Consider the following 15,512-nt stretch of genomic DNA (forward strand, 5'->3'; position numbering starts at 1 on the left):
TGGCGGATCGCTTACCCCAGCTGATCCAGCAGCGCGCGAGTTGCTTCGATGGCAGGCCGGATCCGGTCGGCATGACCGACGCCGCTGCGCGCCTCGGTCAGTTGCGGAATCTCGAGACTGACCACGATGCCGGGCGGAATCGCGGAGAGGATTTCCGACAGCGGCAGCTCGCCGACGCCAGGTGCCAGCCGCTCCGTCATCGATTCCGTCAGGTAATCCGGGATGGACGGATGGCGAGGAACGTCGCAGATCTGAACGTAGCCAATCAGATTCGGATCCAGTGCGGCCAGGTCACCCGGGGTGGCACCGGATCGGATCAGATGCATCGTGTCGATCAGCAACCGGAAGTCGGGATGTCCGACGTGTCGCACGGCCGCCAGGGCCGTCGGTAGATCGGCGACCGTCAGTGCGGGCGCGAATTCGGTGGTGGTCTCGATACCTGCCTGCGCGGCCATTTCCGTCATGATCGCGAACTGATCGAATGTCCGCCCGAGGTCCGGATCCAGACTGACCACATTTATTCGCCGCCCGCCCAGTTCGTGCAGCGCCGCGATCTCCGGTGCGCGGTCGCGTGCCTCGACTCCCGGTCGGACGATGAAACCCTCGCCCAGTGAAATCGTGACACCGCGGTTCCGCAGGGCGGCGCCCATCTCACGGCGCAGCTTCGTGTCGGTCGAGAGTGAAAAGTGCGGATAGCCGAGCGGGCTGTTACTCGTGCTCTGCAGTGACGTCGATATGTTCTGGACGCCCAGATCCGCTGCCAGGTCGACGAATTCGATCCGTGGCAGGCCGAAGACGCTGAGATGTTCTATGCCGATGCGCTGCATGCGATTCCCCGTTCGAAGCGCTGGCTAGTCGGCAGTATCACCCGCGAGGAAGCGCTGCCAGACCGCGTGATCCGTACGCTGGCCGCCGGGCGTATCCGCACCGTATCGGGTGATCTCCGACGCGAGGTCGAGCGGCATGGTCGGTGCGGTCATACCTCGCAATTCTTGCTCGATCGCGGCATCCGGCACCAACCAGCACACTTCGAATTCGATGCCGTCGGGGTCGGCTCCGTACAGCGACTTGGTGACCGCATGGTTCGACGCTCCGGTCAGGGCGTCCGCCGCCCGCAGTGCATCCTTGACCCGCCCCAACTCGCGCAGCGTGTCCACCTCCCAGGCCAGGTGGTACAGCCCGACTCGTCCGGTGCGGTGTGTCGCGGCCGGTTCGGTGGATCGGAACAGACCCAGGTCGTGGTCGTTGGCCGAACCGGCCGCCTGCAGGAAGACTCCACCCGGAATTGCGCCGATCTGTCGGAAGCCGAGGACCTCGCGGTAGAACGTGGCCGAGCGCTCCACATCGGAGACGAACAGGACGGCGTGGTTCAGGCGCTGGACTGGCACGAAAGTTGCTCCGTTTCCTCAGTGCTCGACCGATGCGAAGGCCCGCAGTTCGCGGACGACATCGGGACCGGTCGGCATGTACACGACCTCGCGGTATCCCGCCGCGTCCAGGTTCGCCACTGCCGCAGCGATTTCCGAGCGCTCACCCACCATCGTGGCGACATCGATGTGGTCGAGCAACAGACGATCGCGGTCGGAAAGGTGAGTGAAGTGACCCTCGAATGCCCGCGGACGCCGCTCGTCTTCAGGTGTCCCGGATTCGAGTACCTCGCGCCACGCGCTCCCACCGGGCATCGCGTCGACAGCATTCGCACCACCGGCGGCATAGGCGACGTGCCAGTCGACGACCCGGCACGGCCCGATCGCCTCGCGCACTCGGCTCGATCCGCGGTCTTCGCCGGTCTCTAGCACCGTGCCGGAGACGGTGATGGCGGTGGGCAAGATGGGATGGACCGGTCCGATGACACCGTCGGCCACCGAGGTCGCCAACTCGGCGCCGCGCGGGCCGAAGGCGCTCAGCCACAACGGCGTATCGATCGGGCGCGGCGCGGCCAGTCCGGTGGTATGCAGCATCCGGGCCGGTTGACCGTCGATGACAGCGGTCTCGCCCGCGAGCAGGGTACGTACGGCTGTGACGTATTCCGCCAGGGCGCGCAAGGTCATCGGGCGCTGGCCCATCGCCAATCTGGCGGTGAATCCGGTACCGAAACACGCGCGGAATCGGCCGCTGGACAGGCGTGTGATGGTCGCGATCGCACTCGCCATCGCCATTTCCGAACGCTCGGTCGGAATCAGCACGGCGGTGCCGAGACCGATCCGGCTGGTCCGCTGCGCCGCCAGCGCCAGATGAACGAACGGGTCCTCCCACAGCGGCGCGGAACCGTAGATCCATACCCGGGCATAGCCGAGGGATTCCGCCAGTGCCGCCAGATCCGCGAATTCCGGACCCGGCGGCAACGCGCAGGACAGTTCGATCTCACTCATGCGGCGGCATTTCGAAACCTGCGACTATGACCGCGTTGCTGTCGGCGGCGGCCTGGCGCAGCGGCTTGGCCCGCCCGTAGCCTTCCGACTCGTACCAGGCGCGTGCCGCCTCCACCGATGCGAACTCCATCACGATGGTTCGATCACCGTGCCAGGAACCTTCGAGGACTTGCGGATTGCCATCGACGACCAGCGGCACCGCGCCGCTCTCCATCATCGACGGTGCGGCGGCGCGCTCGTAGGCGGCCAAACCCGCCGGATCCCGAATTGCTTCGGTCAGGATCACGTATCCCTTCGGCATCAGTTCATCCCTTCGATCATCTGTGATCAGTAGGCGGCGCTGCTGTGCGCCCCTCCGGGCGAAAGCTGCATAGACCGGCTGGCCCGCAACCTTCATACCAACGGATGGACGGCCCATCTCCGATCGACTTCCGCTGAGTGGAAAGAGGCCACCATGGGCAATCGGAGTCGATGAAGAAGCTGTGATAACTTAGCTATCGCCAATAACCGGGTTACTCGAAAGCTTCGACGACGCACGCAACTCGTGCAGCGCTCGCCCGGACCGCGACTCAGGTCGAGGCGTCGACATCATCGACGCGATCTGCCGCGTCCGATTCGTATGGGGCACAACTCCTTTTACCGCATGTACCCACGCGATCGGTGCGCGTGGGAGGTTCGCAGAGAAAGAAGAATGATGTCAGGACAACGGCACTGGTCCGCATCGACGCGGCCGGTGAACATGCTTCGGCATGTGATAGCCGCCGTGAGCACGCTGAGCCTGGCCGCCGCGGTTGCCTGCGCCGGAGCGGGATCGGTCTCGGCCGACCCGGTGAACGATTTCTACGTTCCCCCGGCACAATTCGATGCGATGCGTGGAGCCGTTATCAAGACGGTCGATACCTCGGTGTACCTGGCGCAGCCGACCGACGAGGGCAAATGGCCCATCCCGGCGAAACAGGTCATGTACACCACGCGCACCGAGGACGACGTCCCGGTGGCTGTTACCGGCATCTTCATCGACGCCGGCCAGCCCTGGCGCGGGTCCGGCCCGCGGCCGACCGTCATCATCGCCCCCGGCACCACGGGCCAGGGCGATCAGTGCGCGATGTCGCTGGCCTTCGCCACAGGGGTCTATGCAAGCGTCACGCCGCCGACGCTGTCCGCCAACCAGGAAGCGCTCGCGGCGCTCGCATGGAATTCTTTGGGCGCGCGTGTTTTCGTCACCGACTACATCGGCATGGGCACACCCGGAACTCACACCTACGTCAACCGCATCGAGGAGGCGCACGCCGTCCTCGACGGCGCCCGCGCCGCGAATGCCCTCTCCGGCAGCGGAACCGATACCCCACTGGCTTTCTGGGGGTATTCGCAGGGCGGCGGGGCGACTGCCGCGGCCGCCGAGATGCAGTCCGGCTACGCCCCCGAATTGAACCTGAAGGGCACCTGGGCCGGCGCGCCGACAGCGGACCTCTCCGAAATATTGCGGCAGGTCGACGGAGTGCTCATCAGCGGCGTGACCGGATTCGCCGTCAACGGCGTCGTCGCCCGCCACCCGGACCTGCAGCCGCAACTGGACGCGCGCACCACGCCCGGTGGCAGGGCTCTGCTGCGCGAGTTGGCCGATGAGTGCATCGCCGACGTCATTGTCCGGCACCCGTTCATGCGGTCAGCCGACCTCACTGTCGACCACCGCCCGTTGTCCGATCATCTGCGCGAGATTCCGGAGGTCGCCGGCATTCTGGACCGACTGCGGATCGGCTCACTGACGCCGACCAGTCCGGTATTCATCACCAGCGGCCGCAATGACGACACCGTCCCCTACGGCCAGGCCAGGCAACTGGCGACCGACTGGTGCGGCCACGGCGCGACCGTCACCTTCCGCACCAACGAGCTGCCGCCCATCCTCCCCGGGGCCACCATCCCGAACCACTTCGGTCCGGAGCTGATCGACGGCTATGGAACCAATAACGCCATCGGCTATCTCGTCGACCGGTTGAACGGAATACCAGTGACGGGATGCACCATGGACTGATGCGGCGCGCCGTGGCGCAGCTGACAGATTCGGCAATGAATGTCACGATGTTTTAGAGGTTTTCGGTCATCGGAAGAGAGGCTGGCCGGTTACCGATAACGCCCGCGCGGCGGGAATTGCGGACCGGATCAAGTTCGGTCGTTCTGCTGGTCGAGGTACTGCGTGATCACTGACAGCGGTGCGCCGCCGCATGATGCCGGGAAATACGACGGCGACCGGAAATCCCCGCCCCACAAGAATTTCCGACCATGGTCGGGAACCTCTTGCCGTTGTTAGTGTGTTGGGGTGAAGCTGGTTGTGCAGGTCGAACTGCTGCCCGACGCGGCGACCGCGTCCGCGCTGCGGGAGACGCTGACGCTGTGCAACCAGGCCGCTAACCATGTCTCCCGCGCCGCGTTCACCACCGACACCACCGGTAAGCAGGCCCTGCAACGGCTCACCTACGCCGCCGTCAAGCAACTCGGCGTGTCGGCGCAGCCCGCGCTGCATTGCATCCGCAAAACCGCCGGGGCCTACGCCACACTGCGAGCGAACATGGCGGCCGGGAACTACGGCCCGGCCGGGTCGGAACGCCGCGAACGTGTTGAAGCTGAACCGATCCGGTTCCGCAAGGACGCGGCGCAACCGTTCGACGATCGCTGCCTGTCGTGGCAGCTCGACGCCCGCACCGTATCCATCTGGACCGTCAACGGCCGCGTCAGGAACATTCCGTTCGCCTGCTCCCCGCAACAGGCGAAGATGCTCACCGATTACCGGCACGGAGAATCCGACCTCGTGTATCGGGGCGGGAACTGGTACCTGTACGCGACCTGCGACATTCCCGAACCGGAGCTCTCCGACCCGAGCGGCGGATTCCTCGGGGTGGATCTGGGCATCGCCAACATTGCCACTACCAGCGACGGCGCCGTTCACGCCGGGAAGCACTTGAATCAGGTCCGGCACCGTAACCGGCGATTACGCCAACGCCTGCAACGGAAAGGAACGAAGTCAGCGAAGCGGCTGTTGCGTAAGATCTCCGGCCGCGAGAAGCGGTTCGCCGCCGACACCAACCACCGCGTCGGGCAGTGAGTCACGCTGCCGACGACGCGGCCGACCCCACGCCAGCCAGGCGCGGGTAAGAGCTGCAAGCTCGGACCTTCAAGGCCGAGAAGTTGACGTGGTATGTGATCCATTGCCGTTTTTCGCGGCCTGTTCTGGGTGCACGATCTGCCGACCAATGCGCACCAAGGCGGTCGTCGTCGGCGCGATTCTCGGATTCGACGCGGTGGCTCTCACTGTTTTCAGCTTGTTGGGATGGTTGTGAAACGCTCGCTCACTTCGCGATCATCACCACGCTCATCGCAGTGCCCGCGCCGTCGTTCACCGTTCGCAGGATGCGGCCGGGTGTGCCCGCGCGCCCGACAACCGCATCACGGGCCCGGCGTCGTCTCGGGGTCCATGCTCGCGGCCTCGAGGTTCTCGGCAGCGAAACGGGCGATCGTGCAGGCCTGGCGCGTAAGCGCTTCCGGGTGCGCGGTTCGCTGCGCCAGCGTGGCACGGATCCGATCCAATGACGCCGTAGCATCGCCGGTCGCTCGGCGGAGCACGGAGTAGCGCTGGTCGAGATCGCGGTAGGCGAGGTCGATGTCGTGGTAGCGGCGGCGCAGGTCGGCCACATGGTTGAGCAGGTCGGCCACCTCACGTGTGGTCAGGGTGAGGGTCGGGTGCTCCTCGCCGGAGAGGATCGCCTCGCCCGCGACCTCGGCGCAGCGCGCGTGCAGTACATCGAGAATGTCGCCCACACAGATCACCTCCCACACTGCGCTCGAATCCGAGAGAATGATTGCAGGTCAACGCATCTGACGATGGTCGGGCGCGAATCGACGCTGCCTCTCGATTGATTGCTTTGATCGATACGCGACTGGGCTACGACTCGATCACGGGTACGGTACTGGAATCCTGCCGACCGAGGAATTCCGCCACTAGTGTCGTAGACATAAATGAGGAATTTCGCACGATACGCGCGGGTAACCAGCTGACGCTGTGTACTTGGGCGCAGTAGGAGTGCAAACTACGCCGGACCGGCAGTCGCAAACCGTCGCCCGACCGGGCCAGTGCTGTGGAGTGGAAGGAGTTGGCGCGTGTTCAGCCGCATCGCCATCGTGAACCGGGGAGAGGCCGCTATGCGCCTCATCCATGCCGTCCGAGATCTGGCCGCGGAGACCGGGCGACCGATAGAAACCGTCGCTTTGCACACCGATGTCGACCGGAACGCGACATTCGTGCGCGAGGCCGACATCGCCTATGACCTCGGCCCGGCGTCCGCGCGCCCGTATCTGGATCTGAAGGCGCTCGAGCTCGCTCTGCTGACGACCAAGGCCGATGCCGCGTGGGTCGGTTGGGGTTTCGTCGCCGAGGATCCGGCATTCGCCGAGCTGTGCGAGCAGATCGGCGTCACCTTCATCGGCCCCAGTCCGGAGGCCATGCGCAAGCTCGGTGACAAGATCGGTGCGAAGCTGATCGCGGAGGAAGTCGGCGTGCCGGTCGCGCCGTGGAGCCGCGGTGCTGTCGAGACCGTGGACGCCGCCCTCGCGGCCGCCGCCGAGATCGGCTACCCGCTGATGTTGAAGGCGACCGCCGGTGGTGGCGGCCGGGGTATCCGGGTCATCACGAACGACGCCGAGCTCGTCGATGCCTACGAGCGCACCCGTCAGGAAGCCGCGCGTGCGTTCGGCAGCGGCGTGGTCTTCCTGGAACGGCTGGTGACCGGCGCCCGGCACGTCGAGGTCCAGGTGATCGCCGACGGCCGAGGCGCCGCGTGGGCGCTCGGCGTCCGCGACTGCTCGGTGCAGCGGCGCAATCAGAAGGTCATCGAGGAGTCGGCGTCGCCGGTGCTGCGCCCCGAGCAGGCGGCCGAGCTCAAGGCGTCGGCCGAGCGGTTGGCGATCGCGGTCGAGTATCGCGGCGCCGCGACCGTGGAGTTCCTGTACCACCCCGGTGACGAGCTGTTCGCATTCCTCGAGGTCAATACCCGACTGCAGGTCGAACACCCGATCACCGAGTACACCACCGGTTTCGACCTGGTTCGGGCCCAGCTGCTGGTGGCATCGGGCGGCAAGCTCGAGGGCGAGCCACCGGCCGAGCGTGGGCACGCGATCGAGGCCCGGCTCAACGCGGAGGATCCGGACCGCGACTTCGCGCCCGCTCCGGGCCGCATCGCCCGGCTGGATCTGCCCGCCGGGCCGGGCATTCGAGTCGACACCGGCGTCAGCGAGGGCGATACGATTCCCGCCGACTTCGACTCGATGATCGCCAAGATCATCGCCTACGGTCGGAACCGCGACGAAGCGCTGGGCCGGCTGCGCCGGGCAGTGGCGCAGACCCGGGTCGTCATCGAGGGCGGCGCGACGAACAAGAGCTTCGTACTCGACCTGCTGAACCAGCCCGAGGTGATCGACGCGAGCGCCGACACCGGCTGGATCGACCGTGTTCGCGCCGAGGGGCGCCTGGTATCGCATCGCCACTCGGCGGTCGCGGTGGCCGTCGCCGCCATCGATGCCTATGAAGAGGACGAGCGCGTCGAGCGGCACCGGCTGCTCTCCACGGCGGCCGGCGGCCGTCCCCAGGTGCAGCACGAGAGCGGTCGGCCGCACGACCTCAAGTTGCGCGGCGTCGGCTACCGGGTGCGCGTGGCACGGATCGGTGCGCACCGGTTCCGCATCGGCATCGAGGCGGGCGGCGAAATGCGTGCCGCCGACGTCGATCTCGAACGTTTCGACCGCCACACCGGGCAGATCGTGGTCAACGGCACCCGGCACCGCGTGATCACCGGCACGCATGGGCCGATCCATCTGGTCGATGTCGACGGTGTGACGCATCGGATCAGCCGTGACGAGGGTGGCGTCGTCCGCTCGCCCGCCCCCGCGCTGGTCGTTGCCACGCCGCTGCAGGTCGGTGCCGAGGTCGAGGCGGGTGCACCGGTGCTGGTACTCGAGAGCATGAAGATGGAAACGGTGCTGCGCGCGCCGTTCCGGGCTCGGTTGAAGGAATGCGCTGTTACCGTCGGCACCCAGGTCGAGACCGGCGCGCCGCTGCTGCGGCTGGAGCCGCTCGTCGAGGACGACGAGGCCGCGGACGCCGAAGAAGTCGCGTCGGTCGAACTGGACCTGCCGGACGAGCCCGCACCGGACCGGCCGCACGAGGGCATCGCCCGCAGCCTGCAGGACCTGCGCAGCTTGCTGCTCGGCTTCGACGTCGACCCGCACAACGAGCGCCGCGTGCTGGACCACTACCTCGCCGTGCGCCGGGCGGCCATCGCGGACAACCGCAGGCCTCTCGCCGACGAGATCGAACTCGTGCAGGTGTTCTCGGACCTGTCCGAACTGAGCCACAACCGGTCCTGGGACGAGGACGGCGTCCAAGGCCACGTCCACAGCGCCCGCGAGTACTTCCACACCTACCTGCAGAGCCTCGATGTCGAGCGGGCCGGGCTGCCGGAGTCGTACCAGGCCAAGCTGGCCAAGGCGCTCGGGCATTACGGCGTCACCGAACTGGATCGTTCCCCGGAGCTCGAAGCCGCCGTCTTCCGGATCTTCCTCGCCCAGCAACGGCCGTCCGACACCGTCACGGTCATCACCACCTTGCTGCGCGAGTGGCTGGGTGAGCCGGTGCCGGACCGGGCGCTGCGCGAGCCGGTCGGTCTGGCGCTGGAGCGGCTGGTGGCCGCGACGCAGGTGCGCTTCCCCGTGATCGCCGACCTCACCCGCGGTCTGGTGTACTCCTGGTTCGGCCAGCCGCTGTTGCGGCGCAACCGCGCCCGCGTCTACACCAATGTTCGGAAACAGCTGAGCCATCTCGACGCGTACCAGGAAACGCCCGATCGCGCCGAGCGCATCTCCGAGATGGTGCGCAGCACCGAGCCGCTGGTGCGGCTGCTCGGTCAGCGGTTGGTGCGCGGCAAGGCCGACAACACCGCCATGCTCGAGGTGCTCACCCGTCGGTACTACGGAAACAAGGGTCTGGCCGGGGTGCACACCCACGAGGCAGGCGGGTGCACCTTCGTGATCGCCGAGCGCCGGGGCCTGAGCCTGGTATCGGCGGCGGTGAGTTTCGACGCGCTCGACACCGTGCTGCGCGGTCTCACCGAACTGGCGACCGTGGCCGCGTCCATCGAGGTCGATATCTACCTGAGCTGGGAAAAGCAGCCGGAGGATTTCGATGCGATGGCGGCAGCGCTGCAGGAAGTGCTCGGTACACGGCCGTTGCCGAACCAGATCCACCGGATCACCGCGACCGTCGCGGGCAGCGGCGGTGCGGTGATGCACCATCACTTCACCTTCCGCCCGTCCGCCACCGGCATGGCCGAGGAGCGGTTGATCCGCGGCCTGCATCCGTACATCGCGGAGCGGATGCAGATGAAGCGGCTGCGCAAGTTCGACCTCACCCGGCTCCCGTCCTCGGACGAGGAGATCTACCTGTTCCGGTGCATCGCGAAGGACAACGCGTCCGACGAGCGCCTCGTCGCATTCGCGCAGGTGCGTGACCTGACCGCGCTGCGCGAGCACGACGGTCGGCTGCTGGCGCTGCCGACGGCCGAGAGCACCATCGCCACCTGCCTCGACTCGATCCGCCGGGCGCAGTCGCAGCGGCCATCGGCCAAACGGTTCCACACCAACCGCATCGTGATGTACATCTGGCCACCGGTCGAGATGACCCGCGCCGAGTTGGAGACGATCATCGACCGGGTGCGGCCGACGACCGCGGGTGCTGGGCTGGAGGAGATCCTGCTCATCGCACGGCACCAGGACCGGAAGTCCGGTGAGTTGATCAAGGTCGCCGTGCGCATCGCCTTCGACGCCACCGGTGGTACCGAGGTGACCATCGGTGAGCGGTCCGACGAGGTGGTCGAGCCGATCGACGAGTACCGGCAGAAGGTGCTGCGGGCCAGTAGCCGCAACACCGTGTACCCGTACGAACTGACCGGTCTGCTCGGTGAGTTCGCCGAGTACGACCTCGACGCCGATCACACGCTCGTGCCGGTCGACCGGCCCAAGGGACGCAACAAAGCCGCGATCGTCGCGGGTGTGGTCACCACGCCGACCGAGCAGTATCCGGACGGCATCACCAGGGTGGTGCTGCTCGGTGACCCGACGAAATCGCTCGGCGCGCTCTCGGAACCGGAGTGCCGTCGCGTGATCGCCGCGATGGACCTGGCCGAACAGATGCAGGTGCCGCTGGAGTGGTACGCGCTGTCCTCCGGCGCCCGGATCTCGATGCAGTCCGGCACCGAGAACATGGACTGGGTGGCGGCGGCGCTCAAGCGGATCGTCGAATTCACCCAGGACGGCGGCGAGATCAACATCGTGGTTTCGGGCATCAACGTCGGCGCGCAGCCGTACTGGAACGCCGAAGCCACCATGCTCATGCACACCAAGGGCATCCTGGTGATGACGCCGGACTCGGCGATGGTGCTCACCGGCAAGCAGGCGCTGGACTTCTCCGGTGGTGTGTCGGCCGAGGACAACTTCGGTATCGGCGGCTACGACCGGGTGATGGGTCCGAACGGGCAGGCGCAGTACTGGGCGCCGAACCTGCACGCCGCGCGGGACGTGCTGATGTCGCACTACGACCACACCTATGTGGCGCCCGGTGAGCAGTCGCCGCGGCGGTCGCGGACCAGCGACCCCATCGATCGCGACGTCTCCGACTTCCCGCATGTCGTGGCGGGCAGCGACTTCACCACGGTCGGCGAGATCTTCTCCGCCACGGCGAACCCGGACCGCAAGAAGCCGTTCGACATCCGGACCGTGATGCGGGCGGTGGCCGATCAGGACCACCCGGTGCTGGAACGCTGGGCGGGGATGGCCGATGCCGAGACGGCCGTGGTGCAGGACGCGCGGCTCGGCGGTATTCCGGTGTGCCTGCTCGGCATCGAGTCCAGGGGAGTGCCGCGCCGCGGCTACCCGTCCACCGACGGGCCGGACACCTACACGGCGGGCACGTTGTTCCCGCAGTCCTCGAAGAAGGCTGCGCGGGCGATCAACGGGGCCAGCGGCAATCGGCCGCTCGTGGTGCTGGCGAACCTGTCGGGCTTCGACGGCTCGCCGGAATCGATGCGGAAGTTGCAGCTCGAGTACGGCGCCGAGATCGGCCGCGCGATCGTGAACTTCCAGGGCCCCATCGTGTTCTGCGTGATCTCGCGCTATCACGGCGGCGCGTTCGTGGTGTTCTCGAAGCTGCTCAACCCGAGCATGACCGTGCTCGCGCTGGAAGGCTCGTTCGCCTCGGTGCTCGGCGGCGCTCCCGCGGCAGCAGTGGTGTTCTCCGGTGAGGTCGACGCCCGTACGGCAGCCGATCAGCGCGTGCGCGATCTCGAGGCACGTGCCGCGAACGCGCTCGGCGCCGACCGTGCGGCTCTGACGGCGGAACGCGACGAGGTCAGGTCGTCGGTTCGCACGGAGAAACTCGGCGAGGTCGCGTCGGAATTCGACCGCGTGCACAACATTCAGCGCGCCGTCGAGGTCGGTTCGGTCGACGCCATCATCCGTGCCGCCGAACTGCGCCCCCGCATCATCGAAGCCATCGAGGCGGGTCTGCCCGGCTGACCGTCCGAGTGCTGAAACAGTCGGCCGACTCGGGAGCGATATCGCTCCCGAGTCGGCCGACTGTCGTCGTCCATGTGCCGCATAGCGGAGTACATTGAGACTTGTCTCTGACAAGTGTCACTCGACGCCTCACAATGACGTGAGGGCTGAGGAAGCACTTCTCACAACGGCGTGAGAGGTGAGGAAATGGGCGACCGAAAGGTGGTTCTGTTCAAAAAGTGGCCGATGGCATCGGCATTCGCGGTCTTGCTGATCGCGGCGAGTGCCGTGCTCGGTCCGCATGCCGCGGCACAGTCGTGCGCTGCGGTAGATCTGGTGGTGGCAAGGGGCACCCAGGAACCGGGGTACCTCGGAACTTTCGTCGGTGATCCGCTGTACGACGCGATGCGGCGGACATTACCGATGAGCGTGCGTGCGTATTCGGTGAACTACCCCGCGAATCTGACGGATGTGAGCGCGGGTAGCGCCGATCTGGTCGCCCATGTCGCATATCGAGCCGCAGTCTGCCCGGATGAACAGTTCATACTTGTCGGCTACTCGCTGGGGGCGGGCGTGGTGCATGGCGCGCTCGGCACCGGTATCGTCGCCGGGCTGCCAGGGGTGACGCAACTGCCCGGCCATCTCGTCGATCGCGTGGCCGTCGTTCTGCTCTTCGGTGACCCGTTGCGCTCGATCGGGTGGAGCGTTCCCGACCGGTACTCCGACCGCACCGCCGAATTCTGCGCGGCCGGTGACCCGGTCTGTGGCGGGGGAGCCGACCCCGGGGCGCACGCCCGCTACGGTGATTTCGTCGGTGCCGCAGTGGGATTCAGCGCAGCGCATTTGTAGCTCCTGTCGGACCCGACCGGGCAGTCCTATACTGACCCCGACAGCCTGTCCATCTCGATCAGAATCAGCCCGAGCCGATGACCGAACTCGTCTCGCGCGCGCAGGGCGTCCGGTTCGACGAGCTCGCGCTTGCGACGCGCAACCACGGCATGCAACTCGAGGGCATGCGGTACGACATCACGCCCATCGGCATGCACTACCTGCTGATTCATTTCGACATCCCCGAGATCGACGCATCGTCGTGGCGACTGCGGGTTACCGGGAATGTCGAGCGCGAACTGGAGTTGTCGCTGGACGACATCAGGTCGCGACCGGCGACGACGATTCCGGTCACGCTCGAATGCGCGGGTAACGGACGCACGGGGATGGACCCGCGCAATGTCAGCACACCGTGGGGTCTCGAGGCGATCGGCACGGCGGCATGGACGGGCACCGCACTCGGTGGGATTCTCGACGACTGCGGTATCCGCGACGAGGCGGTCGAGGTCGTATTCACCGGGGCCGATCGCGGATTCCAGGACAATGTGGAGCACAACTATCAACGCTCCCTGAGCATGGGCGAATGCCGCAGACCCGAGATTCTGCTCGCCTACGAAATGAACGGCGCGCCGCTCCCGCCGCAGCACGGCTTCCCATTGCGACTGCTCGTGCCCGGCTGGTACGGGATGACGAGCGTCAAATGGTTGCGGAATATCGAAGTCGTCGACCGGCCCTTCACCGGGCTCCAACAGGCGGTGGCCTATCACTACCAACGCGATGTCGACGATCCGGGGGTACCGGTGTCGCGAATCAAGGTGCGTGCGTTGATGATTCCGCCTGGCCTTCCCGATTTCCCGAGTCGGCGACGCACGGTCGACGCCGGTGCGGTCCTCCTCCGCGGCCGTGCGTGGTGCGGAACCTCGCCCGTGGTGCGAGTGGAAGTCGGCGTCGACGGTGTCTGGCGGGACGCCCAATTGGATAGCTGTGCCGCCGAATTCGCCTGGCGCAGTTGGAGTTACACCTGGGAGGCGCGACCGGGCGAGTATCGACTGAGCTGCCGCGCCACCGATGCGGATGGGAATGTGCAACCGGCCGAGCAATTCTGGAACCGACAGGGCATGGGAAACAACCTGATTCAGGAGTTCCCGGTAACTGTCCGTTGATCGGTAAACCAGCGCCGAATACGCGTGGCGGCGAATTCCGCCTTCTCGGTGGCCAATTCGGTCGAGGGTGTGACGAACGGCGCGACCGGCTTCGGCCCGGAAAGGAAGTCGGCGTCGACCTTGCCGACGAGACCGTCGCCGAATTCGATGTAACAGGAGCCCTGGCCGAGATACTTTCCGGGCGCGGGTGTTCCGTGTAATTGCGCGGCGATATGCGCGGCAACCGTGCGGGCGGCATTCTCTGCGAACACCCCGGCGCGCGGCACCGGCGCGTCCGCGCAGTCACCGATGGCGTAGACGCCCGGATACGGGGTGGCGAGGCTTCGCGGGTCGACGTGAATCCAACCATCGGCGCCGTCGACGGTCAGCCCGGATGCCTCGACGACGGGCGGGACGCAATGGGTCGGGATGCCGATGAACAGGTCGTAGGCGAGGTCACCGGTGCGGGTCTGCGCGATATGGTTCTCCGGGTCGAGCGCGTGGACCCGCCGCCCCGGAGAGTAGTCGATGCCACGTTGTGCGAGCGCGTCGACAAGCGCCGCGGAGGTGTCCGCGGAGACCGGGATCGGTGAGTCCATCGGCGTCAGCACGTGCATGCGGGTGCGGTCGCGGATGCCGCGACGGGTCAGCAGTTCGTGCAGCAGCATCGCGCCTTCGTAGGGCGCGGGCGGGCACTTGAACGGAACGCTCAACACCGAGATGAGAACAGTGCCACCGTCGAAATGGGCCAGCCGATCACGCAGTCGGCAAGCTCCCTGGATCGAGTAGTACTCGTGACCGTCCGCTACGAAACCCGGGGTAGCGGCCGGGTCGTAATCGGCGCCCAAAGCGACAACCAGAAAGCCCGGGTCGTAACTGGTGCGGTCGGTGACTACGCGGCGGGTCTGCGGGTCGATCGAAGTGACCTGCTCCTGCCGGAACTCGACTCCGGGAAGGGCCAGGTCGCGATAGCTGACGCGCAGGGATTCCGGGGTCCGGTCGCGAAACAGGATCTCCAGCTTGGAGAAGCCGAACGTGAACCCGTCGTTGCGGTCGACGAGTACGACCCGAACCTCGCCGGGCAGCGACTCGGACAGGCAAGCCGCCAATTCCAGTCCGCCGAATCCGGCCCCCAGAATGAGCACCGTCGGCGTTCGAACATTCGCGGGTATGGACATAGTTGAACGCTTTCACCTTGGGAGATGGTGCTGGTGTGGAATCGCGTGTTGTGGCGAGGTTCCCCGATAGCCCGTCGTTCCCGAGCGTGTTGATCGCGTTTTCCATTGTGCGCGCCACTGTGGCCGAATGGAACCCGGATTTCACCGGCGCGCATACTTGCAGCAATTGCTGTTGCGCCGTTTCGCCGCAGACGGCGAAGGCCGCCTTCGCCAGACTCATGGCAGGCGACCGGAGCTGGATCGACGGCAATCTCGACCACCCCGCCGTGATCCGGATCGGTGTGAGCTATTGGCCCGCAACCAGCAGCCGTCCGGCGTCGTACTGGTTGTGTGTCGACTCGCGCGTTCGACGGAGCCCCGGCCTCATCTCGGCTTGCGCATGACCGGCCGGGCGGGTA

The 15,512-nt window shown here is 66.5% G+C and carries 12 protein-coding genes and 1 pseudogene; 6 read left to right on the plus strand and 7 right to left on the minus strand.

From position 1 onward, the window contains the following. Positions 1-11: 11 nt before the first annotated feature. Genes ACQPZ2_RS19865 through ACQPZ2_RS19880 form a run of 4 tightly spaced genes read right to left on the minus strand, consistent with a single transcriptional unit; the run spans position 12 to position 2,673 of the window. Entirely contained in the window at positions 12-827 is an 816-nt protein-coding gene (locus ACQPZ2_RS19865; RefSeq protein ID WP_433526908.1) for a sugar phosphate isomerase/epimerase family protein, read from the minus strand. A gap of 24 nt (positions 828-851) precedes the next feature. Next, on the minus strand, positions 852-1,388 hold the full coding sequence (locus ACQPZ2_RS19870; protein ID WP_433526909.1) for a VOC family protein: 537 nt from the start codon (positions 1,386-1,388) through the stop codon (positions 852-854). An 18-nt stretch (positions 1,389-1,406) separates the two neighbouring features. Continuing rightward, positions 1,407-2,372, minus strand: coding sequence for an LLM class flavin-dependent oxidoreductase (locus ACQPZ2_RS19875; protein WP_433526910.1), 966 nt, complete (start codon positions 2,370-2,372; stop codon positions 1,407-1,409). After that, complete coding sequence (locus tag ACQPZ2_RS19880) at positions 2,365-2,673, minus strand: DUF1330 domain-containing protein (RefSeq protein ID WP_063043584.1); 309 nt, start codon at positions 2,671-2,673, stop codon at positions 2,365-2,367. The genes ACQPZ2_RS19875 and ACQPZ2_RS19880 overlap by 8 nt, the downstream gene beginning before the upstream one ends. A gap of 393 nt (positions 2,674-3,066) precedes the next feature. Here ACQPZ2_RS19880 and ACQPZ2_RS19885 point away from each other — a divergent pair, with 393 nt between their 5' ends. Continuing rightward, positions 3,067-4,404, plus strand: coding sequence for a lipase family protein (locus tag ACQPZ2_RS19885; protein ID WP_433527472.1), 1,338 nt, complete (start codon positions 3,067-3,069; stop codon positions 4,402-4,404). A gap of 128 nt (positions 4,405-4,532) precedes the next feature. On the opposite strand, the pseudogene ACQPZ2_RS19890 reads toward ACQPZ2_RS19885, so the two are convergent. Beyond that, a pseudogene (locus tag ACQPZ2_RS19890) lies at positions 4,533-4,673 on the minus strand (transposase); the annotation flags it as partial. 28 nt (positions 4,674-4,701) lie between these two features. Here ACQPZ2_RS19890 and ACQPZ2_RS19895 point away from each other — a divergent pair. Then, positions 4,702-5,472, plus strand: coding sequence for a transposase (locus tag ACQPZ2_RS19895; RefSeq protein ID WP_433526911.1), 771 nt, complete (start codon positions 4,702-4,704; stop codon positions 5,470-5,472). 341 nt (positions 5,473-5,813) lie between these two features. Here ACQPZ2_RS19895 and ACQPZ2_RS19900 read toward each other — a convergent pair whose 3' ends face one another. Next, positions 5,814-6,185 (minus strand): hypothetical protein, encoded by a 372-nt coding sequence (locus ACQPZ2_RS19900; RefSeq protein WP_433526912.1) that lies wholly within the window; start codon positions 6,183-6,185, stop codon positions 5,814-5,816. 339 nt (positions 6,186-6,524) lie between these two features. Between ACQPZ2_RS19900 and ACQPZ2_RS19905 the strand changes: the two genes are divergently transcribed. The 3 genes from ACQPZ2_RS19905 to ACQPZ2_RS19915 all read left to right on the plus strand — a co-directional run bounded on the left by ACQPZ2_RS19905 (position 6,525) and on the right by ACQPZ2_RS19915 (position 13,957). Beyond that, positions 6,525-11,987 carry a carboxyl transferase domain-containing protein gene (locus ACQPZ2_RS19905; protein ID WP_433526913.1) on the plus strand — a complete coding sequence of 1,821 codons (5,463 nt, stop codon included), beginning with the start codon at positions 6,525-6,527 and terminating at the stop codon, positions 11,985-11,987. Between the two features lie 186 nt (positions 11,988-12,173). Beyond that, on the plus strand, positions 12,174-12,815 hold the full coding sequence (locus ACQPZ2_RS19910; RefSeq protein ID WP_433526914.1) for a cutinase family protein: 642 nt from the start codon (positions 12,174-12,176) through the stop codon (positions 12,813-12,815). A 77-nt stretch (positions 12,816-12,892) separates the two neighbouring features. Continuing rightward, positions 12,893-13,957 carry a sulfite oxidase gene (locus ACQPZ2_RS19915; protein ID WP_433526915.1) on the plus strand — a complete coding sequence of 355 codons (1,065 nt, stop codon included), beginning with the start codon at positions 12,893-12,895 and terminating at the stop codon, positions 13,955-13,957. Here the strand turns inward: ACQPZ2_RS19915 and ACQPZ2_RS19920 are convergent. Further along, entirely contained in the window at positions 13,930-15,114 is a 1,185-nt protein-coding gene (locus ACQPZ2_RS19920; protein ID WP_433526916.1) for an NAD(P)/FAD-dependent oxidoreductase, read from the minus strand. The two genes, ACQPZ2_RS19915 and ACQPZ2_RS19920, sit on opposite strands and share 28 nt — an antisense overlap. A gap of 2 nt (positions 15,115-15,116) precedes the next feature. On the opposite strand from ACQPZ2_RS19920, the gene ACQPZ2_RS19925 reads away from it, so the two are divergent. After that, complete coding sequence (locus ACQPZ2_RS19925; RefSeq protein WP_433526917.1) at positions 15,117-15,497, plus strand: hypothetical protein; 381 nt, start codon at positions 15,117-15,119, stop codon at positions 15,495-15,497. Positions 15,498-15,512 lie beyond the last annotated feature (15 nt).

This window comes from Nocardia pseudovaccinii, from assembly GCF_050942345.1.
Lineage (GTDB): Bacteria > Actinomycetota > Actinomycetes > Mycobacteriales > Mycobacteriaceae > Nocardia > Nocardia pseudovaccinii.